This window comes from Shinella zoogloeoides, from assembly GCF_033705735.1.
Classification (GTDB): Bacteria; Pseudomonadota; Alphaproteobacteria; order Rhizobiales; family Rhizobiaceae; genus Shinella; species Shinella zoogloeoides_A.
Genome location: NZ_CP131130.1, coordinates 244,982 through 271,495 on the forward strand (window position 1 = coordinate 244,982; position 26,514 = coordinate 271,495).

At 65.0% G+C, this 26,514-nt stretch carries 30 protein-coding genes; 20 read left to right on the top strand and 10 right to left on the bottom strand.

The window, feature by feature from the left end; genetic code table 11:
- Window positions 1–14 precede the first annotated feature (14 nt).
- Window positions 15–350, top strand: coding sequence for a DUF6665 family protein (locus ShzoTeo12_RS01185; protein ID WP_318910928.1), 336 nt, complete (start codon window positions 15–17; stop codon window positions 348–350).
- Window positions 351–353: 3 nt separating this feature from the next.
- On the opposite strand, the gene ShzoTeo12_RS01190 is transcribed toward ShzoTeo12_RS01185, so the two are convergent.
- From ShzoTeo12_RS01190 to ShzoTeo12_RS01200, 3 genes are read right to left on the bottom strand one after another with little or no spacing between them, the layout of a single operon-like run.
- Window positions 354–1,592: a hypothetical protein gene (locus ShzoTeo12_RS01190; protein WP_318910929.1), complete on the bottom strand. Its 1,239-nt coding sequence runs from the start codon at window positions 1,590–1,592 to the stop codon at window positions 354–356.
- Between the two features lie 51 nt (window positions 1,593–1,643).
- Complete coding sequence (locus tag ShzoTeo12_RS01195; RefSeq protein WP_318910930.1) at window positions 1,644–2,516, bottom strand: DUF817 domain-containing protein; 873 nt, start codon at window positions 2,514–2,516, stop codon at window positions 1,644–1,646.
- 8 nt (window positions 2,517–2,524) lie between these two features.
- Window positions 2,525–3,151, bottom strand: coding sequence for a ribonuclease D (locus tag ShzoTeo12_RS01200; RefSeq protein ID WP_119257775.1), 627 nt, complete (start codon window positions 3,149–3,151; stop codon window positions 2,525–2,527).
- A 110-nt stretch (window positions 3,152–3,261) separates the two neighbouring features.
- On the opposite strand from ShzoTeo12_RS01200, the gene ShzoTeo12_RS01205 reads away from it, so the two are divergent.
- Window positions 3,262–3,546, top strand: coding sequence for a hypothetical protein (locus ShzoTeo12_RS01205; protein ID WP_162911441.1), 285 nt, complete (start codon window positions 3,262–3,264; stop codon window positions 3,544–3,546).
- A 20-nt stretch (window positions 3,547–3,566) separates the two neighbouring features.
- Here the strand turns inward: ShzoTeo12_RS01205 and ShzoTeo12_RS01210 are convergent, their stop codons facing one another.
- Window positions 3,567–3,821 carry a GlsB/YeaQ/YmgE family stress response membrane protein gene (locus ShzoTeo12_RS01210; RefSeq protein WP_119257653.1) on the bottom strand — a complete coding sequence of 85 codons (255 nt, stop codon included), beginning with the start codon at window positions 3,819–3,821 and terminating at the stop codon, window positions 3,567–3,569.
- 623 nt (window positions 3,822–4,444) lie between these two features.
- Here ShzoTeo12_RS01210 and ShzoTeo12_RS01215 point away from each other — a divergent pair.
- The 13 genes from ShzoTeo12_RS01215 (at window position 4,445) to visR (ending at window position 16,973) form a co-directional block, all read left to right on the top strand.
- The gene (locus tag ShzoTeo12_RS01215) at window positions 4,445–6,028 is read left to right on the top strand and encodes a globin-coupled sensor protein (protein ID WP_318910932.1); all 1,584 of its coding nucleotides are present in this window, start codon (window positions 4,445–4,447) and stop codon (window positions 6,026–6,028) included.
- A gap of 117 nt (window positions 6,029–6,145) precedes the next feature.
- Window positions 6,146–6,445, top strand: coding sequence for an STAS domain-containing protein (locus ShzoTeo12_RS01220; protein WP_119257654.1), 300 nt, complete (start codon window positions 6,146–6,148; stop codon window positions 6,443–6,445).
- Window positions 6,442–6,807, top strand: coding sequence for a chemotaxis response regulator CheY1 (cheY1, locus tag ShzoTeo12_RS01225; RefSeq protein ID WP_069059983.1), 366 nt, complete (start codon window positions 6,442–6,444; stop codon window positions 6,805–6,807). Before ShzoTeo12_RS01220 ends, cheY1 begins: the two co-directional genes overlap by 4 nt.
- Before the next feature lie 16 nt (window positions 6,808–6,823).
- Window positions 6,824–9,100, top strand: a complete 2,277-nt coding sequence (locus tag ShzoTeo12_RS01230; RefSeq protein WP_318910934.1) for a chemotaxis protein CheA — start codon at window positions 6,824–6,826, stop codon at window positions 9,098–9,100.
- A 3-nt stretch (window positions 9,101–9,103) separates the two neighbouring features.
- Window positions 9,104–9,568: a chemotaxis protein CheW gene (locus ShzoTeo12_RS01235; protein WP_119257656.1), complete on the top strand. Its 465-nt coding sequence runs from the start codon at window positions 9,104–9,106 to the stop codon at window positions 9,566–9,568.
- Window positions 9,565–10,470 (top strand): protein-glutamate O-methyltransferase CheR, encoded by a 906-nt coding sequence (gene cheR, locus ShzoTeo12_RS01240; protein WP_318910935.1) that lies wholly within the window; start codon window positions 9,565–9,567, stop codon window positions 10,468–10,470. Before ShzoTeo12_RS01235 ends, cheR begins: the two co-directional genes overlap by 4 nt.
- A complete protein-coding gene (gene cheB / locus ShzoTeo12_RS01245) occupies window positions 10,467–11,525 on the top strand; it encodes a protein-glutamate O-methylesterase CheB (protein ID WP_119257658.1) in 1,059 nt (352 codons plus the stop codon). Before cheR ends, cheB begins: the two co-directional genes overlap by 4 nt.
- A complete protein-coding gene (locus tag ShzoTeo12_RS01250) occupies window positions 11,525–11,914 on the top strand; it encodes a response regulator (protein ID WP_119257659.1) in 390 nt (129 codons plus the stop codon). Before cheB ends, ShzoTeo12_RS01250 begins: the two co-directional genes overlap by 1 nt.
- The gene (cheD, locus tag ShzoTeo12_RS01255) at window positions 11,911–12,465 is read left to right on the top strand and encodes a chemoreceptor glutamine deamidase CheD (protein ID WP_318910936.1); all 555 of its coding nucleotides are present in this window, start codon (window positions 11,911–11,913) and stop codon (window positions 12,463–12,465) included. Before ShzoTeo12_RS01250 ends, cheD begins: the two co-directional genes overlap by 4 nt.
- Before the next feature lie 83 nt (window positions 12,466–12,548).
- On the top strand, window positions 12,549–12,938 hold the full coding sequence (gene cheT / locus ShzoTeo12_RS01260) for a hypothetical protein (RefSeq protein ID WP_119257661.1): 390 nt from the start codon (window positions 12,549–12,551) through the stop codon (window positions 12,936–12,938).
- Window positions 12,939–13,204: 266 nt separating this feature from the next.
- Complete coding sequence (fliF, locus tag ShzoTeo12_RS01265; RefSeq protein WP_318910937.1) at window positions 13,205–14,899, top strand: flagellar basal-body MS-ring/collar protein FliF; 1,695 nt, start codon at window positions 13,205–13,207, stop codon at window positions 14,897–14,899.
- 576 nt (window positions 14,900–15,475) lie between these two features.
- Complete coding sequence (visN, locus tag ShzoTeo12_RS01270; protein WP_318910938.1) at window positions 15,476–16,219, top strand: transcriptional regulator VisN; 744 nt, start codon at window positions 15,476–15,478, stop codon at window positions 16,217–16,219.
- 10 nt (window positions 16,220–16,229) lie between these two features.
- Window positions 16,230–16,973 (top strand): transcriptional regulator VisR, encoded by a 744-nt coding sequence (visR, locus tag ShzoTeo12_RS01275; RefSeq protein ID WP_119257665.1) that lies wholly within the window; start codon window positions 16,230–16,232, stop codon window positions 16,971–16,973.
- 40 nt (window positions 16,974–17,013) lie between these two features.
- Here visR and ShzoTeo12_RS01280 read toward each other — a convergent pair whose 3' ends face one another.
- From ShzoTeo12_RS01280 to motA, 6 genes are all read right to left on the bottom strand, one after another.
- Window positions 17,014–17,457: a hypothetical protein gene (locus tag ShzoTeo12_RS01280; protein WP_119257666.1), complete on the bottom strand. Its 444-nt coding sequence runs from the start codon at window positions 17,455–17,457 to the stop codon at window positions 17,014–17,016.
- A 5-nt stretch (window positions 17,458–17,462) separates the two neighbouring features.
- Window positions 17,463–18,542: a flagellar biosynthesis protein FlhB gene (flhB, locus tag ShzoTeo12_RS01285; RefSeq protein ID WP_119257667.1), complete on the bottom strand. Its 1,080-nt coding sequence runs from the start codon at window positions 18,540–18,542 to the stop codon at window positions 17,463–17,465.
- A gap of 120 nt (window positions 18,543–18,662) precedes the next feature.
- Window positions 18,663–19,703: a flagellar motor switch protein FliG gene (gene fliG / locus ShzoTeo12_RS01290; protein ID WP_119257668.1), complete on the bottom strand. Its 1,041-nt coding sequence runs from the start codon at window positions 19,701–19,703 to the stop codon at window positions 18,663–18,665.
- Between the two features lie 30 nt (window positions 19,704–19,733).
- On the bottom strand, window positions 19,734–20,315 hold the full coding sequence (fliN, locus tag ShzoTeo12_RS01295; RefSeq protein ID WP_318910939.1) for a flagellar motor switch protein FliN: 582 nt from the start codon (window positions 20,313–20,315) through the stop codon (window positions 19,734–19,736).
- A gap of 63 nt (window positions 20,316–20,378) precedes the next feature.
- Entirely contained in the window at window positions 20,379–21,323 is a 945-nt protein-coding gene (locus ShzoTeo12_RS01300; protein ID WP_318910941.1) for a FliM/FliN family flagellar motor switch protein, read from the bottom strand.
- 3 nt (window positions 21,324–21,326) lie between these two features.
- Window positions 21,327–22,205, bottom strand: coding sequence for a flagellar motor stator protein MotA (motA, locus tag ShzoTeo12_RS01305; RefSeq protein ID WP_119257671.1), 879 nt, complete (start codon window positions 22,203–22,205; stop codon window positions 21,327–21,329).
- 170 nt (window positions 22,206–22,375) lie between these two features.
- Here motA and ShzoTeo12_RS01310 point away from each other — a divergent pair, with 170 nt between their 5' ends.
- The 5 genes from ShzoTeo12_RS01310 to flgB all read left to right on the top strand — a co-directional run bounded on the left by ShzoTeo12_RS01310 (window position 22,376) and on the right by flgB (window position 26,512).
- Window positions 22,376–23,155, top strand: coding sequence for a DUF1217 domain-containing protein (locus ShzoTeo12_RS01310; protein ID WP_119257672.1), 780 nt, complete (start codon window positions 22,376–22,378; stop codon window positions 23,153–23,155).
- A 1-nt stretch (window position 23,156) separates the two neighbouring features.
- Window positions 23,157–23,882: a flagellar basal-body rod protein FlgF gene (flgF, locus tag ShzoTeo12_RS01315; protein ID WP_119257673.1), complete on the top strand. Its 726-nt coding sequence runs from the start codon at window positions 23,157–23,159 to the stop codon at window positions 23,880–23,882.
- A 63-nt stretch (window positions 23,883–23,945) separates the two neighbouring features.
- Window positions 23,946–25,301, top strand: coding sequence for a flagellar protein export ATPase FliI (fliI, locus tag ShzoTeo12_RS01320; RefSeq protein ID WP_119257674.1), 1,356 nt, complete (start codon window positions 23,946–23,948; stop codon window positions 25,299–25,301).
- The gene (locus ShzoTeo12_RS01325; RefSeq protein ID WP_119257675.1) at window positions 25,298–25,864 is read left to right on the top strand and encodes a flagellar protein; all 567 of its coding nucleotides are present in this window, start codon (window positions 25,298–25,300) and stop codon (window positions 25,862–25,864) included. The genes fliI and ShzoTeo12_RS01325 overlap by 4 nt, the downstream gene beginning before the upstream one ends.
- 267 nt (window positions 25,865–26,131) lie before the next feature.
- Window positions 26,132–26,512 (top strand): flagellar basal body rod protein FlgB, encoded by a 381-nt coding sequence (gene flgB, locus ShzoTeo12_RS01330; protein WP_119257777.1) that lies wholly within the window; start codon window positions 26,132–26,134, stop codon window positions 26,510–26,512.
- Window positions 26,513–26,514: the final 2 nt, after the last annotated feature.

The following is a 26,514-nucleotide window of genomic DNA, read 5'->3' on the forward strand; positions in this document are numbered from 1 at the left end:
ACTGGAGACGAGAGATGACGGTTCGCCCGCCGCAGGCGCTCGCCCCTTCCTTCACGAAGGATACGGGGCTCAATATCCTCGAATACGAATTGATGTCGGAGCGGGCGGATTCGCTCGGCCGGCATGGGCTGAAGGTGGAGAAGGCGCTGGCTCTCCTTGCCGAGCGGCTGGCCGCCGGTTGCGGCGGGCAGGAGCGCGAAAACCTCCTCGACGACGCGGCTGACAAGGTCTGGGCCTTCTTCATCCAGCGCGAAATGTGCGGCCTGCGCAGCCAGAAAGACGCGATCCGCCGCTACGGCATTCCGCCGGAGGTCATGGCGCGGCTTGGCATCGTGCGGCGCAAGCCGTAGTCGTCAGGCGACGAGCTGGCGGGTGATGAGGTCGTAGATCCCGTTGTCGTCGACGCGCAGCACGAAGATATCCTTCCTCGCCTCTTCCCGTTCCTGCTGCTCGCGGGTGCCGGCCGTATCGAGATTGCGCACCGCCTCGCCGCTGGTTTCGGCCGGCGTGTCCGTGCCGGATGTAGCATTGTCGTGAGGTTTCTCCGCCGTCCTGTCGGCGATCGCCGTCGCCTCGGCGCCTGCGGCCAGAAGCTGGATTGTGTCGAGCACGTCGCCGAAGGTCTTGTCGCCCGTCTCGCCCTTTGCGGCGTCCTCATGGGCGCGGCCCACGGCATCCTGAAGCTTCCGGACGTCCTCCAGCCTGTCGCCGGCTTCGAGCTTGCCGATCGTTTCCTCGCGCTCCTTGCGTGTTTGCGCATCCTCGATGCGGGTCGGGTCGCGCTTGCTCCGGTCGAGCCTCAGTTCCTCCAGCGATTTCGGCTTCGCCGTATCTTCGAGGCGCGCCAGCACCTTGCGCATTTCCGGCGTCAGCGCCTTTTCCGCGTCCGCCTTGTCGGCCAGCGCTTCCTTCACGCGCTGGGCGCCGGCCCCATAGGGATCGCGGATCGCCGCGACGAGGTCGCTCGCCCTGAGGCCGAGATCGGAAAGGCCGGTGGTCTTTTCGAGCGTCGCCACGTCCGCCGGCAATTCGCCGCGCTGGCGCGTGAGCATGGCGGAAAGGCGCTGCTGGAAATCGGCATCCGCCTCGTCTTCGCCCTGTGTCACGCCGGTCGCGAGGGCAAGGCGGGCGACGAGGTTGGCGGCCGCGTCGTCCGAGGCGCCGCTCATCGCCTGCTTTACGGCGGAAAGGGTCGTGCCGAGCGAAAGCAGGGTGACGCCGGACGTGCTGTCCTTGGCCGGAAGCCCGACGCTGTCGATGAGGGTGAGCTTGTCGGCGAGGCGCTGGGCGAAGGCACGGGCGGTCTCGCCGTCCTGCTGGCTGACGCCGAGCGTCTCGCTGAAACGGGAGATCAGCTTGGCGAGCGTGTCGCCGCCGCGGGCATTGCTGCCGAAGAAATGCTCGTTGATGCGGGCATTGGCCTGGCGTGCGGCATCGTCCGAGCGCAGCTCGGCCTGGGCGCGGATCTCGTCCTTCTTCTGCCCGCTCGCTTTTTCCGCTTCCTCGCGGCGGCGATCCTCGATCGTCTCGACGATCGATTGCATGGCCGAGACGGCGGCGGTGGACTGCGCGCTCTGCAGGGGTGTCAACATGGCAACCTCCGGTCTTGCCCGGAGAATACCGCCGAGGCCGTTAACTGGACGTTAAGCCTGTCCCGCCCGGGCCGGCGCGGCATCCGGCGGCTCCGGCCGGCAGACGATCGTCACGAGCACGAAGCTGACATAGAGCAGCAGATACCACGAGCCGAGCTTGGTGAACGGTACCATGTGCCATGTCTGCTGGCCCGGATAGAGCCAGACGCCCGTCGCCGTGCCGATGTTCTCGGCGATCCAGAGGAAGATGCTGGTGAAGAAGGCCGCGACCACCAGCGGCATCCAGCGCGGCCTTTCCTCCACCGTGTAGTAGATGCGCACGCGCCCGAAAAGCAGCACCGTCGCGGCGAAGAGGGCGATGCGGATATCGGCGAGGAAGTGGTGCAGGTAGAAATTGGCATAGATCGCGGCCGCCAGCAGCGCCGTCGTCCAGAACGGCGGATAGCGCGTGAAGCGCATGTCGAAGATGCGGATGGCGCGCGCCATGTAGCTGCCGACCGAGGCATACATGAAGCCGGAAAAGAGCGGCACACCGCCAAGGCGGATGATCGCCTCCTCCGGATAGGCCCAGGACCCCATATGGACCTTGAAGATCTCCATGGCGGTGCCGACGAGGTGATAGATCAGGATGACCTTGGCTTCCTCGACGGTCTCCATCTTCAGCGCGAGGAAGGTGACCTGGATCGCGAGCGCCGACACGAACAGCGCGTCGTAGCGATGGATCGGCCAGTCCGGCTGCCAGACGAGCTTGGTGAGGATGATGAGGCCGAGCATCAGCCCGGCGAAAAGGCAGGCCCAGGCCTGCTTGAGACCGAACAGGATGAATTCGGCAAGCCCGGAGGGGAGCCTTTCGAGCCGGCCGCGGATCAGCCGGCGCAGCGGCTCCAGCGTCGGCCCGGTCTGGTGCGGCCTGTCGCTCTCCACGAAGGGGCTCAGCTATGGGCGAAGATGTCGGTCTCGTCCCAGCCGAGCAGGTCGAGCTTGGCGCGGGTCGGCAGGAAGGCGAAGCACGCATCCGCATGCTCGGCCCGGCCATCGCGCAAGAGGCGGGCGGTGAGCTTGTCGCGCAGCGCATGGAGATGCAGCACGTCCGAGGCGGCATATTCGAGCTGCGCGGGCGAGAGCGTCTCGGCGGCCCAGTCGGAGGACTGCTGCTGCTTGGAAATGTCGACCTCGAGCATTTCCTTGAGATTGTCCTTGAGACCGTGGCGGTCGGTATAGGTCCGGGTCAGGCGCGAGGCGATCTTGGTGCAGAAGACCGGCGTGGTGGTGACGCCGAAGGTGTGGAACAGCACGGCGATGTCGAAGCGGCCGTAGTGGAAGATCTTCTGGCGGGCCGGATCCTCCAGCATGGCGGTGAGGTTCGGCGCCTCCTTCTGGCCGGCGGCGATGCGGATGACGTCGGCGGTGCCGTCGCCCGGCGAGAGCTGCACGACGCAGAGCCGGTCGCGGCGCGGCACGAGGCCGAGCGTTTCGGTGTCGATGGCGATGGCGCCGGTATAGCGGGCGGCGTCGGCGGCGGGGATGTCGCCTTCGTGATACCGGATTGCACTTGCCATGAAAAACCCCATCTAAGCTATCTGAATATCCGCTGGCCTATAGCGCATGTTGCCCGCCTGCGGTACCTCTTTATGAAATGCGGAAGGCCGGCGCGCTGCCGGAAAAGACGATGAAGACACCAGCGATCCTTGCCCTCCTCGCGGTCCTGCTGCCCGCCGCCGCCGGTCACGCGCAGGCTTTCAAGGACCTTCCCGGCGTCGTCCCGTCCGACGCCACCGAGGAATACAGCAACAGCAACGGCATGAATTGCCGGCAGGCCATCGAGGTGCCGCGCAGCACGAAATCCCGCTGGATGCCGCGCAATGTCTATGTCTGCGAGGAAAACGGCATCACCTCGAGCAGCACGAGGCTGCCGCCCTCCAGCATCCGCGCCCTGCGGGGCCTCAACTGGTAGGCGGCAGCGCCCGCTGCCTGTCAGGCGCGCTTGATGACCTTGATGAGCACGAGCAGGATGACCGCGCCGATCGTGGAGTGGATGATCGCGGCGACGATGCCGCTGCCGAGGCTGATGCCCAGCGCGGGGAAGAGGTAGCCGGCGATGAACGCGCCGACGATGCCGACGACGATGTTGCCGATCAGCCCGAAACCGAAGCCCGAGACGATAAGGCCGGCAAGCCAGCCCGCGATCGCGCCGACGATGAGGAATACCAGAATGCTTTCAATGCCCATGATGTGCTCCCTTTGACGGTCTCATTCCGTCGCCTCCCAGAATGTGGCAGGCGCGCGGGGGAAAGCAAGGGGGCGCGTGACGGGGCTTCCGGCGCGATGCGCTAGAAAACCCGTGCCCTCATCGGCGCGCGCCCCGCATCGATCCCGATGAGAAGACAGATGGCCGCGAGCGTTGCCGAAGCGATGGCGGTGGCGCCCAGTCCCAGAACAATCATTGCCCGTTCCTCCTGACGACATTGTCAGTGTGCATGGCCGTCCTACGCGCGCGAGCTTGCCCGTGGCTTGTGCAACGTCGGGTCGAGTTAATTTTAGCGATGCCAGAAGTGGACTATGAACCATTAACCTTCAGGCAAGGAATTAACCATAAACATGGGCTCTACACGTCGGAATGGGAAATTCGCCGTTTCTCACCCAGGCATGACGCCGAACCGCCGTACCGGAACCGAGCCGGTATTCGAGTTTCACCGAATTTGATCATGGATCGTCGAGTGGTGCCGCAGGCCGCTTTGCCGGCAGGGCGCCGCTCCGTGAGCACGGCTCGGCCAGCCCTCCTCCATGAAAGAATTCAGCGGCCGCCGCGAGGCGGCCGGGCATCATGGTTTGGGAGCAGATTGGTGCAGGAAATGCCGGCAGAACAGGCACGAACGGGACAGGCAGCCAGCCTGCGCGACCGTTTGCGCTTTGCCGGCGTCGAGGCCGACCAGGGCGAATTGCTCCGCCGCCATCGCCAGACACTCGAACGGCACGTCGAGACGGCCCTTCGCGATCTCTTCCAGCGCTTCCAGACCTTTCCCGATGCCGCCCGCCATTTCCAGAGCGAGCGCCAGATCGATCGGCTGCACGACCTCCAGAGTTCCCACTGGAGCGTGCTGACCGACGCCCGCTTCGACGGGCTCTATGCCGAGCGCGTCAAGGTTCTTGCCGACAGCGAAAGCCAGATGGGCCTCGACCCGCGCTGGCGCATTGCCGGCCATTCGGTCGTCGTCGAGACGGTCGTCACCGGTCTCATCGAGGAATATTGGCCGAAATCCATCCTGCCCGGCGGCAAGGCCCGCCGCAAGGAACTGACCGATCTCGTCTCCGCCTTCCTGCGCACGGCCATGGTCGATGCGGAGATCGGCGTGTCGCTGCGCTTCAACCAGATGCGCCACGCGCATAACCGCGCGCTCGGCGAACAACGCAAGGAAGACCAGGCCGAACTCGACCGCGTCTTCGGCGATGCCATCCGCGGCCTCTCGCAGCTCGATTTCTCCGCCCGCGTCACCGGCGAGATGCCCGAAGCCTGGCGCGATCTGGCCGGGACGCTGAACGACGCGCTCGCCGAAATCCAGGCGCGCCTCACCGCCGTCGCGGACAATGCAAACGAGAGCGACCGGCTCGTCGCGACGCTCGCCTCCGGCGCGGGCACGCTCTCGGCCCGCTCCGCCGAGCAGTCCGCCAACCTCATCGAAACCGCCAACGCCCTCGGCGCCATCGTCGAGCGCGTGCGTAACACGCTCGGCGAAACGCGCAAGGCGCAGGGCGCCGCCGCCTCGACCCAGCAGTCGGTCGCGCTCAGCGGCTCCATCGTCGGCGAAGCGATGTCCGCCATGGCGGATATCGAGGCATCGGCGGAGAAGATCGGCCAGATCATCGGCGTCATCGACGAGATCGCCTTCCAGACGAACCTGCTGGCGCTCAATGCCGGTATCGAGGCAGCGCGTGCCGGCGACAGCGGCCGCGGCTTTGCGGTCGTCGCGCAGGAAGTGCGCGCGCTCGCCCAGCGCTCGGCCGATGCGGCGCGCGAGATCAAGCAGCTCGTCACCGGCACCAAGGCGCAGGTGGAAGCCGGCGTCGAGCATGTCCACCGCACCCAGGATGCGATCGGCAACATCGTTCGCCAGGTCGAGGGCATCAACGAGGCCATCACCGGCATCGCGCGCGAAAGCGCCGCCGACGCCGAAGGACTGGAAGGCGTTACCGCCGAGATCGGCCGGACCGGCCGCGCGCTGGAGGCCGATGCCACGGACGCCGGCCGCGTTGGCGCGATGGGCGGCGATCTCCAGACGGTCATTCTCGAACTCGGCCGCACGGTGCGGGAATTCCACCTCGCCCAGCGCGATCCGCGCCCGGCCCGGCCCGCCGCGCGCGCCGTGCCCGAGCGGATTGAGACGCCGGCCTCTCCTCTCGATTTCCTGACGGCGCGCGCCGCCGGCTTTGGAGGCTGAGATGGTCGAAAGGCGGCCCCGGCACTGGTTCTCGACGGCGCGCAGCCGGCTTTCCGACGGAAGCCAGCCGCCCGCGGCCAAGACGATTTTGGACAGACGCAGACAAGGAACACCCTAATGGCGAGCAAGAAAGCCGCTCAGAAAAGTCTAAGCCTTGCCCCCGTTCTCGATCTCAACGAGGCCTCGGCCCTGCACGCGCAGCTCATGAGCCTCAAGGGCAATCCGCTCGTCATCGACGCCTCGGCGGTCGAGCGGGTCGGCGCGCTCTGCGCCCAGGTTCTGATGGCGGGCGCCAAAAGCTGGGAAGAGGACAGGCAGCCCTTCACCTTCAACAAGGTGTCCGACCCTTTCATCAAGACGCTGCAACTCATCGGCGTGAACATCGATCACTTGCTGGCACAGGAGGCTAGGCAATGAAGAAGAAAGTCCTGACCGTGGACGATTCCCGGACGATCCGGAACATGCTGCTGGTCACCCTCAATAATGCGGGCTTCGAGACCATCCAGGCCGAAGACGGCATCGAGGGCCTGGAAGTGCTGGAAAACGCGAACCCGGATGTCATCGTCACCGACATCAATATGCCGCGCCTCGACGGCTTCGGCTTCATCGAGGGCGTGCGCCGCAACGAGAAGTACCGGGCGATCCCGATCCTCGTCCTCACCACCGAGAGCGACGCCGAGAAGAAGAACCGCGCCCGCCAGGCCGGTGCGACGGGCTGGATCGTCAAGCCCTTCGATCCGACCAAGCTGATCGACGCAATCGAGCGCGTAACCGCCTAAATCCAGGATTCTCCCGATGGATATGAACGAAATCAAAGAGATCTTCTTCCAGGAGTGCGAGGAGCAGCTCGCGGAACTGGAATCCGGTCTCTTGAAGCTGAACGACGGTGATCGCGACCCCGAAACGGTCAATGCCGTGTTCCGTGCCGTCCACTCGATCAAGGGCGGCGCCGGTGCATTCGGTCTCGATGATCTCGTCTCCTTCGCCCATGTGTTCGAGACGACACTGGATTGCGTTCGATCCAACAAGCTGGAGCCGACACAGGACGTCCTGAAGGTCATGCTGAAGTCCGCCGACGTGCTGGCGGACCTCACCAATGCGGCGCGCGACGGCGGAAGCGTCGACGAATCGCGCAGCCGCACCCTGATCCGCGAGCTGGAAGCGCTGGCCCACGGCGAGGCGCCCGCCGCCGCCGAGCCCGCGCCGAAGCTTGCCGCAGCCCCCAAGGCCGCCGCGCCGGCGCCCGTGGTGGAGCAGCCGCCGGTCAACGACGAAGGCTTCCAGCCGATCCCCTTCTCCTTCGGCGATTTCGACGAGGAGCCGGCCGACCATTACGTGCCGACCGTCCAGGTCGCGTTCAAGCCGAAGAAGGACCTCTACGCCAAGGGCAACGAAGCCGTCCTCCTGCTGCGCGACGTTTCCCGCCTCGGCGAGATGAGCGTCTATTGCGACATGGACGCCCTGCCGACGCTCGACAAGATGAACCCGGAGGAAGCCTATTTCTCCTGGAAGATCTCGGTGACGACCGACAAGGGCGAGGACGGCGTGCGCTCCGTCTTCGAATTCGCCGAATGGGACTGCGACCTCGATATCCAGACCATCGAGGAAGACGTGGTCAGTGAGGCGACCGGTGACGAGGAGCTGCCGATGCAGCCCGTCCCCTTCGACCTTTCCATGCTCGACGACGGTGGCGCTGCCGCAGCCGATGAGCCGGCCGTCATCGAAAGCGATGCCGCTGCTGCCGTCGCCGCCGCCGAAACCGCCACCAAGGTCGCACAGGTTGCAAGCCGCGCCGCGGAAAACGCCAAGGCCGCTGCCGCCGCCTCGGCCGCCAGCGCCGCGCAGGCGAACCAGGCCGCCGCTGCAGGCCAGACAATCCGCGTCGATCTCGACCGCGTCGACCGCCTGATCAACCTCGTCGGCGAACTCGTCATCAACCAGGCGATGCTTTCGCAGAGCGTGGTCGAGAACGACACGAACGGCACGTCCTCCATCAATATGGGCCTCGAGGAGCTCCAGCAGCTCACCCGCGAGATCCAGGATTCGGTGATGGCGATCCGCGCGCAGCCGGTCAAGCCGGTCTTCCAGCGCATGGCCCGCACCGTCCGCGAAATCGCCGACATCACCGGCAAGTCGGTCCGCCTCATCACCGAAGGCGAGAACACCGAAGTCGACAAGACCGTCATCGACAAGCTCGCCGAGCCGCTGACGCACATGATCCGCAACGCGGTCGACCACGGCCTCGAAATGCCGGAGAAGCGCGAAGCCCTCGGCAAGAACCCGGAAGGCACCGTCCGCCTCACGGCAAAGCACCGCTCGGGCCGCATCGTCATCGAGCTGGCCGACGACGGCGCCGGCATCAACCGCGAGAAGGTGCGCCAGAAGGCCATCGACAACGACCTGATCGCGGCCGATGCGAACCTGTCGGACGAGGAGATCGACAACCTGATCTTCCACGCCGGCTTCTCTACCGCCGACAAGGTCTCGGACCTGTCCGGCCGCGGCGTCGGCATGGACGTCGTCAAGCGCTCGATCCAGGCGCTCGGCGGTCGCATCTCGATCTCGTCCAAGCCGGGGCAGGGCTCCGTCTTCACCATGAGCCTGCCGCTGACGCTCGCCGTCCTCGACGGCATGGTGGTCACGGTCGCCGGCCAGACGCTCGTCGTGCCGCTGACGGCCATCGTCGAAACGCTGCAGCCGGAAGCCTCTGCCATCCATTCCTTCGGCGCCTCGCAGCGGCTCATCTCGATCCGCAACTCGTTCTGCCCGCTGGTGGATGTCGGCCGGATCCTCAACTTCCGCAACACGCAGGCCAACCCGATGGACGGCGTCGCGCTCCTCGTCGAATCGGAAGGCGGCGGCCAGCGTGCCCTCATGGTCGATGCGATCCAGGGCCAGCGCCAGGTCGTCATCAAGAGCCTGGAGGCGAACTACACCCACGTCCCGGGCATCGCCGCCGCCACCATTCTCGGTGACGGGCGCGTCGCCCTCATCCTGGACGTCGATGCGGTCGTCGCCGCCTCGCGCGGCCAGTCCCTGAAACAAGACATCTCGCTTGCTGCCACCGGTTAAGCCATGACGAATGCGGTCAAGACTCTCACCCACGGACGCGAACTGATCGCCTTTCGGATCGGCGACCAGGAGTTCTGCGTGAACATCATGTCGGTCAGGGAAATCCGCGGATGGACCCAGGCGACGCCGATGCCGCATGCGCCCTCCTACGTGCTGGGCGTGATCAACCTGCGCGGCGTCGTGCTGCCGATCGTCGACATGTCGCTTCGCCTCGGCATGAAGCCGGCCGAGCCGACGGTGCGCCACGTCATCATCGTCGCCCAGGTCGGGCCGAAGGTGGTGGGCCTGCTGGTCGATGCGGTCTCCGACATCCTGACCGTGACCCCCGAGAATATCCAGCCGACGCCGGATATCGCGAACGAGGTCGAGAAGGCTTATGCGCGCGGCATCCTCGCCATCGAGGGCCGCATGATCTGCCTGATCGAACTGGACTCCCTGTTCCCGCATACGGAAAGCGAAGCCGCATGACCTATTCCCCGGCCATCGATGTCAGACAATCTCCGGACGAGTGCCTGGCGAGCGGCGAATACCCGCTGACGCGCCGGGACCTCTCCGAGATCGCGGCCATGATCTATGCGGATGCGGGCATCTATCTCAACGAGACCAAGGCCTCGCTCGTCTATTCGCGCCTGTCCAAGCACATCCGCCAGCTCGGCCTCAAGGGCTTCCGGGATTATTGCACGCTCGTCTCCTCGCCGGCGGGCGCCGCCGCGCGCCGCGAGATGCTGTCGCACCTGACGACGAACTTCACGCGCTTCTTCCGCGAGAACCACCATTTCGACCATATGCGCACCGACGTCCTGCCGGAGCTTCTGGCCCGAGCCCGCAACGGCGGGCGCGTGCGCATCTGGTCGGCGGCCTGTTCCGACGGGCAGGAACCCTATTCCATCGCGCTCACTGTGCTGTCGCTGATGCCGAACGTTGCGGATTACGATTTCCGCATCCTCGCGACGGATATCGACCCGAAGATCCTCGCCATCGCCCGCGCCGGCGCCTATGACGCGACCGCGCTCGAAACCGTCAGCCCCGCCATGCGCAAGCAGTTCTTTCGCGAGAGCGAGAGCGGCGGCCGGCAGAAATGGCAGATCGACGACCGGGTGAAGCGGCTCATCACCTTCAACGAACTGAACCTGATGGCCCAGTGGCCGTTCAAGGGCCCGTTCGACGTCATCTTCTGCCGCAACGTCGTCATCTATTTCGACGAGCCGACGCAGATGAAGATCTGGTCGCGCTTCGCCGGCATGCTCGGCGAGAACGGCCACCTCTATATCGGCCATTCCGAGCGCGTCTCGGGCGAGGCCAAGCACCAGTTCGACAATATCGGCATCACCACCTACCGCTATACCGGCAAGCACAGGAGGGGCGCATGATGGCACCCGCGCGCGTCCTCGTCGTCGACGATTCGCCGACCATGCGCGGCCTGATCACGGCCGTGCTCAATGCCGACCCGGACGTCAATGTCGTCGGGCAGGCGGGCGATGCCATGGAAGCCCGCAACGCGATCAAGCAACTCAATCCGGACGTCGTGACGCTGGATATCGAGATGCCGAACATGAACGGGCTCGAATTCCTCGACAAGATCATGCGGCTGAGGCCCATGCCGGTCATCATGGTCTCGACGCTCACCCATCGCGGCGCCGAGGCCTCGCTGATGGCGCTGGAGATCGGCGCCTTCGATTGCGTCGGCAAGCCGCAGCCGGGCGACGCCCGTCCCTTCGGCGACCTTGCCGAGAAGGTGAAGGCGGCCGCCCGCTCGCAGCGTCGTTTCATCCGCACCGACGTGCCGCCGCTCGCGCCGACCGTCGCCAACATGAACGCGGCGGCAAGCTACAAGCCGGGCCGGCGGATCGTCGCCATCGGCGCCTCGACGGGCGGCGTGGAAGCGCTGATCGCGGTCCTGCAGAAGTTCCCGGTCAACTGCCCGCCGACGGTCATCACGCAGCACATGCCGCCGACCTTCACGAAAAGCTTCGCCGAGCGGCTGAACCGCCTCTGCGCGCCGGTCGTGGAGGAAGCGAGGGACGGTGCACGGCTGGAGATCGGCAAGATCTATCTGGCGCCGGGCGGCGACCGTCATCTCCAGGTCGCCAATCCGCACGCGCCCTGCTGCCGGCTGCTGGATCGGGATCCGGTCAACGGTCATCGGCCTTCGGTCGACGTGCTGTTCGATTCGGTTGCGGAACTTGCCGGGCGCAATGCCGTCGGCGTCATCCTCACCGGCATGGGCCGGGACGGGGCGGCGGGCTTGCTGAAGATGCGTCATGCAGGGGCGCGAACCATCGGCCAGAACGAAAAAACCTGCATCGTATATGGAATGCCGAGAGTGGCTTTCGAGCTGGGCGCCGTCGAGCACCAGTTTCCGCTCTCCTCCATAGGGGAGGAAATCTTGAAGATCACTGCGGCCCGTAGAGAAGGGAGCGAATAATGTCTATCGCTGAAAAAATCAAAGTACTCATCGTTGACGACCAGGTGACGAGCCGCCTGCTGCTGGGTGACGCCCTGCAGCAGCTCGGCTTCAAGCAGATTACCGCGGCCGGCGACGGCGCGCAGGGCATGGCCATCATGACCCAGCAGCCGCACCACCTCGTCATCTCCGACTTTAACATGCCGAAGATGGATGGCATCGAGTTCCTTCAGGCGGTTCGGTCCAACCCGAACACCAAGAAGGCGGCCTTCATCATCCTGACGGCGCAGGGCGACCGCGCGCTGGTGCAGAAGGCGGCGGCGCTCGGCGCGAACAACGTCCTGGCCAAGCCCTTCACCATCGAGAAGATGAAGGCAGCCATCGAAGCCGTGTTCGGGGCATTGAAATGACATCAGACGCCGGGGCGCGCCGCGTCCATGTCATTCAGGGCGAGTACAAGGTCGTCAACGATCCGGATGTGGTGCTCACCACCATTCTCGGCTCGTGCGTGGCCGCCTGCATGCGCGACCCGGTCCTTGGCGTCGGTGGCATGAACCACTTCCTGCTGCCCGGCTCTGCCGAGGCGCTCGCCTCGGGGGGCGATGCCACGCGCTACGGCGTTCATCTGATGGAGCTCCTGATCAACGGCCTCCTGAAGCAGGGCGCGCGCCGCGACCGGCTGGAGGCGAAGATCTTCGGCGGGGCGAGGACGATCGCGCGCTTTTCCAATGTCGGCGAGCAGAACGCGCTCTTCGCGCGCCAGTTCCTGATGGACGAAGGCATCCGCATCGTGGGCGAGAGCACCGGCGGCGAGCACGGGCGCAAGCTGGAATACTGGCCGTCGAGCGGCCGGGCCCGGCAATATGCCCTGACGGGCGTCGAGACGCAGAAGACGGTGGCGCTGGAACAGCGACCGGTCCGCCCTGCAAAGCCCGTCGAGAGCTCGATCGAATTCTTCTGAGCGGCGTCTTCGCCGCGAGGAAAAAAGTACGAACTGTATTGCGTTGCCGGCCTTCGCCGGCCGTACGGGAAAAAGGGTAATCCATGCAAGCCGACTATCTGAGTGCCGCGACCGCCATGGAGGAAGCCCTTCCGGATGTCCTGATGCGAATCGTGTCCGAACTGCACGACGTCGCCTACCTGATCGAGCGCATCGAGCCGCAGCTCGCGGCCGTGCACGGGGACACAGCCGAACACGCCAATGAGCGCATGATGGTGATGCAGGGCATCGACCTTGCCGTCCAGAAGACGCGCGGCCTTGCCGAGTTCATCGACACGATCACCGCCAGCATTCCCGAAAACTGGGTCGTCGACGTCACCACGGCGCTGAACCTGGTGAAGCTTGCCGACATGCAGAAGGCGCTGAGCAACGGCATGCGCCACGGCCATTCCCAGCCGATCGGCAAGGCGGCCGGCGATTTCGAGGCCTTCTGAGAGAACTCGATAAAAACACGATCTGTCCGGCGGCGCCCTCGGGGCGCCGTTTTGCGTTCGCCCGCCCGCTCTTCCTTCGTGGCACGAAATGCTCGCGCAAGTTTCACGGTCTAGTTTCCGGCCCGGATCAGTCAGGTCCGCGTATTCCATGGGGCAGGTCGGCGCGTGCGGAAATGTGCCGGCTCTATCTCACGAGATTGAAAATGCGTCTGATCGCGCCGGCATGGTAGTCCGGTGTCCAGGCGACTAGTCCGTGCGGGAACAGAATGAATCTGTTGGAACAGTTGACGAAAGTCTACAAGAACCTGGCATCGCTGGGGCAGGCGAAACTCGCGATGCTGGCGGGAGCCGCCGTCGTGTCGATCGGTCTCGTGCTCGCCGCCGGGATCCTCGTGAACAAGCCCGCCTACGAGACGCTCTATGTCGGGCTGGAAAAGGCCGACCTGAACCAGATCGGCCTGGCGCTCGCCGAGGGCAATATCGACTTCAACAACGGAACGGACGGATCGAGCATCGCCGTTCCCGTCGGCCAGACCGGCAAGGCACGGCTCTATCTCGCCGAGCGCGGCCTGCCGAGCAGCGCCAATGCCGGCTACGAGCTCTTCGACAAGGTCGGCTCGCTCGGCCTCACCTCCTTCATGCAGGAGGTGACTCGCATCCGGGCCCTCGAGGGCGAGATCGCCCGCACCATCCAGCAGATCAACGGCATCGCCGCCGCCCGCGTCCATGTCGTGATGCCGGAGCGCGGCAATTTCCGCAGGGCCGACCAGGTGCCGACGGCCTCCGTCATGATCCGCGCCAGCGCGCAGGCCGGCCGTGAATCGGCCGCCGCCATCCGCCACCTCGTCGCCGCCTCCGTTCCGGGGCTTGAGGTCGACGGCGTGACGATCCTCGATTCCGCCGGCCAGCTCCTCGCCTCCGGCGACGATCCGGAAAACGGCCAGCTCAACCGCTCGCTGAACACGGTGCAGACCGTGCAGGGCGAGATCGAGCGCAATATCGAGAAGGCGCTCGCGCCCTTCCTCGGCATGGACAATTTCCGCGCCAGCGTCACCGCCGCCCTCAACACAGACACGCAGCAGATCCAGGAAACGGTCTACGATCCGGAATCGCGCGTGGAACGCTCCGTCCGCGTGACCCGGGAGAGCCAGAAGTCCAGCCAGCACGCCTCGAACAAGGCGGCGACCGTCGAGCAGAACATTCCGCAGGGCGGTCCCAAGGGCGACGGCAACGGCCCGCAGTCGAGCGACGAGGCGGACAAGAAGGAAGAGCAGACCAACTACGAGATCAACAGCAAGACGGTCGCCACCGTCCGCAACGGCTTCGCGGTCGAGAAGCTCTCCGTCGCCGTCGTGGTGAACCGCGCCCGTGTCGCCGCCATGGTCGGCGAGCCGGCCGACCAGGCGAAGATCGACGCCTATATCGCCGACATGCAGAAGATCGTCTCCTCCGCCGCCGGGCTCAACCCGGACCGCGGCGACGTCGTGACGATCACCGCCATGGAATTCCTCGACCACCAGCTCCTGAACGATGCGGTGCCGGGCCCTGGCTTCGTGGAGACGCTGACGCGCAATATCGGCGGCATCATCAATGCGCTCGCCTTCGTCGCCGTCGCCGTCCTCGTCGTCTGGTTCGGCCTTCGCCCGGCGGTTCGCTCCGTCACCGGCGGCGGCGCCGCGGCCGGTGCGCTGGAAAGCGATGCGGCGGGCCTCGAGCTCCCCGACTTCTCGCCGGCCGGCGGCATCGGCGGCCCCGGGGCGACGCTCATGGACGGCTTCGGGGCGGACTTCGGCTTCGACAGCACGGACGACCTGCTCAATGCCGGCGACGATGGCGACGGTTCCTTCAACCGCCGCGTCAAGGAAGGCCCGGAGCGCCGCCTCAGCCGCATGGTCGAGATCAGCGAGGAGCGCGCCGCCAAGATCCTGCGCAAATGGGCGGTGGAGAAGGAAGCCGCCTGACGGCTCCCCACGAAGCAAGACATTCGGGACGCGGCCGGAAACGGCCGCGTCTTTCGTTTTGGTGTCCGGAAAAGTCCGACTTTTCGGTAGGGGTGTCGCTTTTCGGCAACGCCCGTTCAATCCAGTTGCAGCAATTCCTTCGCAATTGATCGGTGCCGAAAGAAAATGACGTTCATGGCGGCGTGGGCTTGGAAAAAATTTCACGCTTCTGGCCGTTGCGCGCCGTCGCACCCGACCTGCAATTTTACGCGCATGAGCGGTCGCTCATGTGGCTGATTGCCGGGCGCTTCTTCAAATATCTCATGGTTAACAAGAATTTAACCGACGCTGCCCGGCGCGGCCGACATTCGCACGCTGTGAGGCAAATCACTTGCATCGGGCCGACTCACAGAAGCCGGCGAAAGTAAATCCCGAGAAGATGCCGTGGTTTTTAGCGAGGGGAGATGTACACTTTAGTCACTGATTCGTTTGGTGATTCTTGCCGATGCGGCCTGACCGGAGAGGGGTTTGGACGGTTCCAGATCTTTGGCGGAAGGGAGGCAGGATCTCCGCTTGGAATTGGAACAGGGGGCTATCATGGAATCGATCCGGCCGGATGTCGCGGCCTGGGAATCCTATGGATTCTCTGCCGAGTCAGGTGAGCGTAAGAGTGCGCGTGAACTGCTGGTTCAACATCTCGCGCGCTGCGCGGGCCGCGCCGGCCTTTCCGCCGGCCTGAAGGCGCTGACCGATTATGTGAGCGCCTCGCATTATTTCCTCGTCCGTCACGACGTGTCGCCCGAAGCGGGGCTCGAGGCCGTGGTCGCATCCGACTGGCCGTTCGACCTGGTGCGCAACATCGCGAGCGCCATCGTCGTCCGCCAGTCACGCATGAGCGAGCTGGACAAGTGCCTGACGCTGCTGAAGCCGAGTTTCAGCCATCTTGCCGACGATGTGGCGGTGCCGGCCGGCATCAGCCGGGAATATTGCGTCATCGCCTTCCATGTCGGGCGGGTGCGCATGTCGCTGCTGCTCCTCTTCCCGGAGCATTTCATCCTCTCCCAGAGCAAGCTGCGCGATGTCGGCGTCATGACCGGCTATTTCGCCAGCGTCTGCTGCCGCGGCGCGATCCTGCGGCATGACCGGGAGATGGAGCTGACGGACCGCGAGATCGAATGCCTCTACTGGATCGCCGAAGGCAAGACGAGCGACGAGATCGCCGTCATCCTCGGCATCTCCCGCAACACGATCAACAACTACATCACCAGCGTGATGCGCAAGACGGCCACCAGGACGCGATCGGAAGCGATCGCCTGGGCCGTTCGCAACAACCTGGTCTGAGGAGGGACGGATGGCCGGTCAGTTTTCCGCTCCCGCTGCAGCGGAGCCAGAGATCCGCATCGCGCGTCCCCAGAAGAGCGCGAGCGCCGCGGATTTCGTGTCGCGCCTCCTGGTAATGCAGACGATCCTCGGAGCCGAGCAATTCGCGGTCCTGCGTCTCAGCGGCCAGGGCCTGCCGTCCGCCCGCAAGCTGGCGCTTTCGCTGCACAACTGGGCGAGCGACGTGGAGGGCAATGCCCGCCTGCTGCTGGAAGCCTACGGGCAGACGATGCTCGCGCATCTCGAAGCCTCCATGCTGCCGCTGATCTGGGAAGGGGCGGGCGACAGCCAGTTTATCGAGGCGGCCGCCGATCCTTTCGTGGCGCGCCTTCCCGCGCGTCTCCTGCCCTGGTCGGGCATGGCGTTCCCGGTCCGCCTCGGCGCGCATGGCAACGGCTATGTCCTCTTCCTCGGTACCTTCATCGCGCCGGCCGCCGATCTCATCATCGACATGCACATGAAGAGCTGCCAGGTGCTGATCGACATGCTGGCCGGCGAGGAGCGCAAGCTGGCGCCCTCCGCCTCGCTCAGCGAGCGCGAGATAGCCTGCCTCCAGATGGCCGGCGACGGCTGCATCTCAGAGGCGATCGCGGAAAAGATGGGCCTCTCCGTGCATACGGTGAACGCCTATCTCGGCACGGCGACGACGAAGCTCGACGCCGTCAACCGCATCCAGGCGATCGCGAAGGCGATCCGCCTCGGCTATATTACCTGACAGGGGAGGGGACGGCCGGCGAACCGGCCGTCTTCGGCGCTCAATGCGCGTGCTGCGGCGCCGAGCCGGATGTCACATAGCGCGCCTCGGCAAGGCTCCTGCGCAGGAAGGCCGTGTTGTCGTCGGGATCGGCGGCCGGATCGTTGAAGGCGACATGGGTGACCTCGACGCCCGCCTTGTCCTTCTGCAGCATCAGCTTGGCATAGACCGTCACGCCCTGCGGGCGCAGCTCCATGTCTAGCGTCACTTCCGGCTCCGTGTCCCAGTCGAGGCGATAGTCGCCGCCGGCGCCGAAATTGACCGTACCGGGCAGGAAATAGAGTTCGGCCGCCGAGGAGACCAGGTCGGCCAGGTTACCGTAGCACTCGAAACGCAACAGCGAGACGAGATCGGCCGCGTCGAGCAGTCTCAGCTCGGTGGCGACCGGGCAGATTGCTTCTGCGACAATCTTCTCGCGCTCGGCGGAATAGGTGCATTTTCTCATCGGATCTAGTTTACCCGTCTGGTCTGGGGCGAGGCTGCGTAAACCCGGTGAATCAGCTCCGCCACGGCCTTGTAGAACACCGGCGGAATGACACTATCCACCGAGACTTGCGCAAACATTGAGCGTGCGAGCGGCGGATCCTCGAAAACGGGAATGCCGTTCTCCTCCGCGAGCTCGCGAATCTTGAGCGCGATGAGGTCCTGGCCCTTGGCGACGACCACAGGGGCATCGCCTTCCTCGCGCACATAGCGCAGCGCCACGGCGAAGTGGGTCGGGTTGGCGATGACGAGGGTCGCGCGCGGCACGGCGGTCATCATGCGGCGACGGATGCGGTCGCGCTGGATCGAGCGCATGCGGGCCTTGACGATCGGGTCGCCCTGGGCCTGCTTCATTTCCTCCTTCACCTCCTGCTTCGTCATCATGAGTTCGGTGAACCAGTGATGGCGCGTCCAGGCGAAGTCGATGGCGGCGATGAGGGCGGTGGCGAAGAGGATGATGAGGAGGACCTTGTTGATGTCCGTCGTCATCATGTAGAGCAGCGCCTGCGGCTCGGAGAACATCGTGTCGAGCGAGGCGAAATAGTTGCCGCGCATGGCGATCGCCACGACCAGCGACACCAGCAGGATCTTGATCAGAGACTTGCCGAATTCGACGAGGCCCTGCTTGCCGAAGAGGCGGCCGAGGCCCTTCATCGGGCTCAGCCGGCTGATCTGCGGGCGCACGCGCTCCAAGACCGGGCTCGGCAGGTTCTGGAAGACCGACGAGGCGATGCCGAAGATCATCATCATCAGGAGGATCGGCATCAGTAGCGCGCCGGCCTCCCAGCCGAGATGGCGGAAGATGGCGATGACGTCCGTGCCGGTCTTGAGGTTCCAGGCCTCCGGCTGCTCGAAGAAATCGCGCAGCGTCTCGCTCATCCGCGCGATGCCGCCCGGCAGGAAGAAGACCAGGAAGAGGTAGATCGCCAGCGTCGAGGCGAAGATCGTGATCTCGCGCGAGAAGGGCGTGTTGCCCTTTTCCATCGCATCGCGAATCTTCTTCTCTGTCGGGAGTTCTGTTTTACTGTCCTTGTCGTCGTCCGACACGTCGCGCTCCAGGGCAATTCCGGCAGGAGGCTCCGGCCGAAAGCAAACGGCCCGAACCGCCTGTCTGGAGATTCGGGCCGGAAATACGCTCCGCCTGCGGCACTATCGTGTCAAGAAGGATCAGGCAGCCTGCTGCGCCTCTTCCTTCTCCTTCAACTGGATTTGTCCGGCGGCGGCGAGGCGGATGGCTTCCTGCGTGATCGAGCGGCGGGCAATCGCCACCTCGCGCGGATTGACGCCCTGGTCGCCGGCGGCGAGATCCGATTCGATCATGCGGCGCTGGCGCGCGCCGATCGAGGAGAGGACAGCCTCGCGCAGTTCCATCGAGGCGCCGCGCAGCGCCGCCGTGATGATGTCGCCCGACACGTCGTTGAACAGCGACACCCGGCTTCTCTGCGGCATGAAGAGCACGTCCTCGAAGAGGAAGATCTTCGGGCGCACCTTCTTGACCGATTCGGTCGAGACCGTTTCGAGCGAGGCGAGCATCTCGTCGACCTGCGACTTCTCCAGCTCGTTCATGAGGTCGGCGACCTTGTTCGTGCCGATAGAGTTGCGGTCCGCATCCAGCGCGTTGATCATCTCGATGACGCGCGCCTCGACGATCGCGGTGGCCTTGGGGCTCGCGTCCTTCAGGTTGACGGTACGGTTGATGATATCTGCACGATGGGCCTCCGGAATCTCCAGAAGCACCTTGGCGCCGAAGGACGAGGGCATCATCGAGAGAATATAGGCGATGGTCTGCGGGTGCTCGTTGAGCAGGAACTGCGAAACGAAGACCGGGTCGGCGTCCTGCAGGCGGTCCCAGATCGTCGTCTCGAAAGCCTGGAAGGCCGCGCGGCGGCCGAGCAGGCCGTCCACCTCGTCGGGCGTCAGGCCCTCCTCGAGGATGCCTTCCATCATCTTGGCGTTGTCCATCAGGCCCGCGCCCTCGGTGAACAGGTCCTCGAACTCGTTGACGAGGTCGATCAGCTCATGAGGGGGGATGGCGCGCAGGTTCTGCGCGGCTGCGATGATCTGCTGCAATTCGCTCTGGGTGAAATATTTCAGCAGCTTGCCGGCGACGCCCTTGCCCATGGCGAGAAGGACGGCTGCTGCCTTCTCGACCTGCGAAAGCGGTGTCCCGACCGCCGTGGACGTACCGAAATTTTCGAAATCCATCATGGATTCATCTCCCTGAGACCTAACCGGTCGTCAGATTTTGCGTGTACTCTTTACTTCGATGAGCTTGACCCCGAAGCGGGTGTCGTCGTTTTCAAGAACGGTGATCTCGCCGCGACCGATCACCCGGCCGTTGACCATGACCTCGACCGGCTCGCCGATACGGCGGTCGAGTGCGATGGTGGCGCCCTCGCTGAGGTTCATCAGGCTGGAGACCTGCATCTGCGAGGAGCCGAGGACGATCTGCAGATCGATCGGGATGTCCATGATGAGGTCCATGTTGGACTCCATCGCGCTGCCCGGACGCGGCGCCTCGCCGAGGCTCTCGGAGAAATCGGCGCCGCCGCCGAAGTCCGAACCGCCGAAGCTGGTATCCGCGCCGAAATCCGACGTGGCCGCGCCGCCGCCGAAATCGCTGCCGGCGCTGAAATCCGTGCTGCCGCCGAAATCGCCGCCGAATGCGGCCAGCGGATCGTCCTCCGCGGCCGCGTCTGCGCCCGAAGCATCCTTCTGAAGAACGCCGCGCAGGTCGTCGATCGCCTGCTCCAGTTCCTGGTCGCCTGCGTTGATGGAAGACATGATGTCGTCAGCGATGGGTGTTTTCTTCGGTGCCATAAGACCACTATTCCATTCGAAACTTGCCTGAGGCGTGCCGCCCCGCAGGCTTCATCCGCAAAACTATCCGATGATGTGCTGGAGAAGCTCTTCCTCCGAGCCGTAGGTATCCTTGACGCGAACCGTGTAGCGGGCGCCCGAGCGGCCGAATTCGCAGACATAGAGGTTGCGGCCGTTCGCATTGACCTCAACGCGCACGTCGCCCGCCTCGTTGAACGGGATGATGTCGCCCGCCTGCAGGCGGCTGATCGTGTCCAGCGTCTGCGCCTCGAGGCGGATGCGCGCTTCCAGCGTCACCTTGGAGCGGCGGACCTGCTCGCCGAGCTGCTCGCTCCATTCGACGCGGGTCCTGGCCGCATTGGCCGGCTTCGGCGCGGTGATGACCGATTTCAGCAGCACGCTCTGCGGCACGACGACATGGAAGGTCGAGAGGACCGGGCCGATGCCGACTGCCATGTTGATCATGGCGACGAAGTCCTCGTCGGAACCGTCCTCCGCCGACTTGCGGATTTCCGCATTGTGCGCCGGGCCGAGGAAGGGCTCGAAGCCGTTCGCGCCGTTGACGGCGGTCTTCAGCACGCCGGAGATCCGGTCGAACATCATGGCCGCGACGTCCAGTTCGATCTTGGAGAGCGGGCGCGGCTCGGGATCCTCGACGGCATCGCTGAGCGCGCCGAGCATGTTCTCGACCAGCGTGATGATCAGCGGGCTGTCGCAGATCAGCGTGAAGCGGTCGCACCAGTCGCGCAGCGACGCATCGCAGAAGGCCATGGCGCCGCCGAGCCCCTGGGTGACCTCGGCATATTTTCCGGTGACGAAGCCGGCATAGGAAACCGCGACCTCGAAGCCGAGCTCGCTTTCCAGCATGTCGGGCAGGAATTCGGCGAAGACCTCGCCGAGGCTGGCGCAGAGCCGGGAGACCGTGGCCTGGTCGCCGAGCCGGCCGGTCAGCCGTGCGAGGACGACGGGATCCATGGTGGGAAGGGACGTCACGGTTGCTGCGCTCATCTCTTAGGCCGCCTTCGAATCGCCGCCGCCGCCGGGATTCATCATTTCCTGCTCCACCGCGTCGATCGACGGGCGCTCGTAGGAAGAGATGGTCTTGCGGCCGTATTCCAGCGCCACCTGCGGCACGGAGCCGTTCATGTAGGCCAGCAGCGTTTGCTTGACGATGACGTAGAGGCGGTTCTGCTTTTCGCGCACGGCCTTGATGTTGGCGGTGATCGGCGCGACCACCGAGTAGGACAGGAAGATGCCGAGCATGGTGCCGACGAGCGCCGAGCCGATGAGGCCGCCGAGGACTTCCGGCGATTCGTTGATCTTGCTCATCGCCTTGATGACCCCGAGAACGGCGGCGATGATGCCGATGGCCGGGAAGGCGTCGCCCATCGTGGTCATGGCGTGGTAGGGCTTCATCTTGTCGCGCGTGATCGTCTGGATCTCCTCGTCCATCAGCGCCTCGATCTCGTGAGAGCGGGCATTGCCGATGATGATGAGGCGGACATAGTCGCAGATGAAGGCGGTGAGTTCCTTGTTCTTCAGCACGGTCGGCGCGGACTGGAAGATCGGCGATTCTTCCGGGTTGTCGATATGCGCTTCGATCTCGTTGCGCGACTTGGTGCGCAGGTCCCGCATCAGGCTGTAGAGCACGCCGAGCGTATCGAGGTAGTCGCGTTCCTTCGGCACCTTGTGCTTGAAGGCCTCGCCCAGCGCCTTGCCGGTTTCCTTGATCACCTTCATCGTGTTCGCCACGATGAAGCCGCCGACGCCGGCGCCGCCGATGATCATGAGTTCGAATGGCTGCATGAGCACGTCGACGTGCCCGCCCATGGCCATGAAGCCGCCCAAGACGCAGCCGACGGTGACGATGAGACCGATAATGATGTTCATGAGCGCAGGTGTCCCGACACAATTCTGACCGTTCCGGGATACGGTTCCAGCCTTGCGTGAAGCTGTACCTTACGGCGGGTTAACGGATCAGGTTCGCGCAAGCAAAAGCCCCGAAGATCGTGGTTCAAAACGGACATCCATGTCTTTTCGAACCTGATCGGCAGCCTATCGTGACCACCACCTATGCGAGCTACAAGCTGATTTCCGCCGACCTCCCGACGTCGCTGAAGCGCGTTTCGGAGCAGCCGGACGTCAAGCGCGAGACGGAATATTACCTCTCCAGGATCGGTGGCATAAAGTCGATCGACGCCTTCTTCGCCGACGACAGGCTCTATAACTACGTGATGAAGGCGCATGGCCTGGAGGACATGGCCTATGCCAAGGCCTTCATGCGCAAGGTGCTGACCGAGGGTGTCGACGACAAGGACGCCTTCGCCAACAAGCTCTCCGACAGCCGCTACAAGGAACTGGCGGAATCGCTGAACTTCGCGCGCCATGGCGAGCTCGCCACCACCTTCGACCGCGCCCAGAAGGGCGTCGCCGAGAAATATGCCCGCGAGACGCTGGAGGTCAGCGCCGGCGAGGACAATACGGGCGTGCGCCTGGCGCTCTATTTCGAGCGCATGGCCTCCTCCATCACCTCCGGCTATTCGATCATCGCCGACGACGCGCTGGCGCAGGTGGTGCGCACCGCCCTGCAGCTTCCGGCCGAATTCGCCGCCACCGATGTCGACCGGCAGGCGGCCTATTACGAAAACGCGCTCGATCTCGCCGATTTCAAGGATCCGTCCAAGGTCGGCAAGTTCCTCGAGCGCTTCACCTCGATGTGGGAGCTGGAAAATCCCTCGGGCAGCTACGATCCGCTGACGGTCTTCAGGTCGTCGAGCGTCACCGGCATTTCGACTGATCTTCTCCTTTCCATCAACAACCTGAAACTCGGAGGTCGCTGAGATGCAGACCGGGCTCTATGTATCGCTTTCGTCCCAGATCGCGCTCGACCGCCGCATGGCCACCCTTGCCGACAACGTCGCGAACTCGACCACGGTCGGTTTTCGCGCGACGGAGGTCAAGTTCAACCAGGTCGTCAGCGACCAGAAGAACGCCGACGTCGCCTTCGTCTCGCAGGGCGATGAATTCCTGTCGACCCGCAACGGCGGCCTGACGCAGACCAGCGGCCCGCTCGATTTCGCGATCCGCGGCGAAGCCTGGTTCCAGGTCGAGACGCCCTCCGGCCCGACGCTCACCCGCGATGGCCGCTTCACCCTGACGGATGCCGGCGACCTCGTCACGCTGAACGGCTATCCGGTGCTCGATCCGGGCGGCGGCCCGATCCAGATCGATGCGAATGCCGGCTCCATCACGCTCAGCGCTGACGGCCAGCTCAACCAGAACGGCCGGCCGGTCGCCGCGCTCGGCATCTTCGAGGCGGACCTTTCCGGCGGCTTCGTGCGCGCCGGTAACAGCGGCATCATCACCACCATCCCGCCGCAGCCGGTGACCGACCGCGTCGATGCGGGCGTGGCGCAGGGCTATGTCGAGGAATCGAACGTCAACGCCATCGCCGAGATGACGCAGCTCATTCAGGTCACGCGCGCCTTCGAGAACATCGCCGCGCTGACGCGCAGCAGTGAGGATTCGATGAGCGAAGCGGTTCGCACCCTCGGCGGAAGCAAGTAAGCGATGACGGGCGCTGGGGAAGGACAGGGCGGAAAAGCGGCAGGCACGCCCGAGGGCGGGCGCATGATGAATGCGCTGGCGGGGCTCGTGCGGCGCTATTCCACGCCGGAATTCTCGGTCGCCCATGGCGGCCATGTGCAGACCATCGCGGCCGGCAACTACACGGTCGGCGGCCTGTCGCGCCATGTGCGCCTCGGCGAGTTCGTGGCGCACAAGAGCGCCACGGGCGTCCATCTCGGCGAGGTGGTGCGCGTCGAACCGGAAACGGTCGTCGTCTGCCCCATCGAGCCGGGCGAGCCGATCGGCATCCACGACACGGTCATCCGAAAGGGCGCCTTCCGCGTCGCGCCGGCCTCTTCCTGGTGCGGCCGCACGATCAACGCGCTGGGCGAGCCCATCGACGGGCTCGGACCGCTGGTGCAGGGCGACGTGCGCCGCTCGATCTCCAATTCCGCGCCGCCCTCGATGACGCGCAAGCGTGTCGAGAAGGGCTTCCATACGGGCGTGCGCGCCATCGACATCTTCGCCCCGCTCTGCCTTGGCCAGCGCCTCGGCATCTTCGCCGGCTCCGGTGTCGGCAAGTCGACGCTGCTGTCGATGCTGGCAAGGGCCGACGCCTTCGACAAGGTGGTGATCGCGCTGGTCGGCGAGCGCGGCCGCGAAGTGCGCGAATTCATCGAGGATACGCTCGGCGACAATCTCGCCAAGTCCGTCGCGGTCGTCGCGACCAGCGACGAGAGCCCGATGCTGCGCAAGATGGCGCCGCTGACGGCGGTCACCATTGCCGAGCACTATCGCGACCAGGGCGACAACGTGCTGCTGATCATCGACAGCGTGACGCGCTTTGCCCATGCCATCCGCGAGGTGGCGACCGCCTCCGGCGAGCCGCCCATCGCGCGCGGCTATCCTGCCTCCGTCTTCACCGAGCTGCCGCGTCTTCTGGAGCGCGCCGGCCCCGGCGCGGAAGGCACCGGCACGATCACGGCGATCATCTCGATCCTCGTCGATGGCGACAACCACAACGACCCGATCGCCGACTCGACGCGCGGCATCCTCGACGGCCATATCGTGCTGGAGCGCAGCCTTGCCGAGGAGGGGCGCTATCCGCCGATCAACCCGCTCGCCTCCATCTCGCGTCTTGCCCGCAAGGCCTGGACGCCGGATCAGGAAAAGCTGGTCTCGCGGCTGAAGGCGCTCATCCACCGCTTCGAGGAAACGCGGGACCTCCGCCTCATCGGCGGTTATCGCCCCGGCGGCGATCCCGATCTCGACATGGCGATCAAGCAGGTGCCGATCATCTACGAGGTTCTGAAACAGACGCCGGGCGAAAGGCCCGCCGGCGACGCCTTCGCCGATCTCGCGATCGCGCTGAAGAATGCGGCCGGGCAGGGCGGTGCGCCGGCCATGCGAAGGGGATGACAGTGACCGATTTCGACGCGGACGAAACCATCCAGCCGCTGCGGCGGCCGGGGCGGGCGCGGGGCTACAGCTTCGGGGACAAGCTGCTCATGGGCACCGGCGTGATGCTGGCGGCGGGCGCGGCTTTCTTCCCGTGGTACGTTTTCCTCAACCCGGAAAAGTTCTCGGTCCCGACCCTCTGGAAGGGCACGACGCGCAACCTGCCGGAAATGGCGGGCAAGCAGGTGGTGAGCGTTTCGCCCGCCGCCATGGTCGATGAAGACAAGGATCCGGCGCCCGTAAGCCTCGACCCGGTCGCGACAGCCACCACCTCCAGCCTCGGCGCGGAGAAGAAGCTCGGCGTCCCGGTGGAAACCGGTCTTAACCAGCCGCTGCCGGTCAGCTCCGGCTTCCGCCTGATGCATGTGGCGAACGGCCGGGCGCTCATCGAGGACGCCCGTGGCATGTATATCGTGCGCGTCGGCTCGATCCTGCCGGACAACAGCCGCCTTGCCACGCTGGAACAGCGCGAAGGCGCCTGGGTCATCGTGACCTCGAACGGCGAAGTCATCAAGCGCAACTGAGCGCGGGGGAAGCCTTCTTCCCAATCCCTCCCCACAAGGGGGGAGGGGCCTGGCGTTGCCGCACCCTTACGCATTCGATTTCGAACGGTGGGCAAGCCTCTGACTTTCTCTCCCTCGCAGGGAGATGCCGGCGGGCAGAGGGAGGGTTCCCTCCTTCGCGATATTTATTCTCCCACGAAATCAGGCGGTTGGCGGGAAACCGCCGCACAGCAAGTCTGACGCAAGATTGGCTCCGTAGGTTCGCCTCGAACAAGGATGGAGCTTGTCATGCAACCGATACAACTGTTTGAACTGGCAACGAAACAGGCCGAATGGCTCGCCGTCCGCCAGAGCGTGGTTGCAGGCAACATCGCCAACGCCAACACCCCCGGGTTCAAGGCGAAGGACGTGACCCCCTTCCAGTCGGTGCTCGAGACGACGGGCATCCGCATGGCGGCGACGCAGCCCGGCCACTTCACCGAAACCGAAATGGCCAGCCGTGTCATCGAGACGAAGCCCACCGAGGAGATCGGCGTGCAGGAGTCCGGCAACACCGTCGGCCTTGCCGAGGAACTCATGAAAGAGGGCCAGGTCAAGCGTGAGTTCGAGTTGAATGCCGGCCTCGTCAAGGCCTTTCATCGCATGATGCTGATGACAGTAAAAAGGTAAGA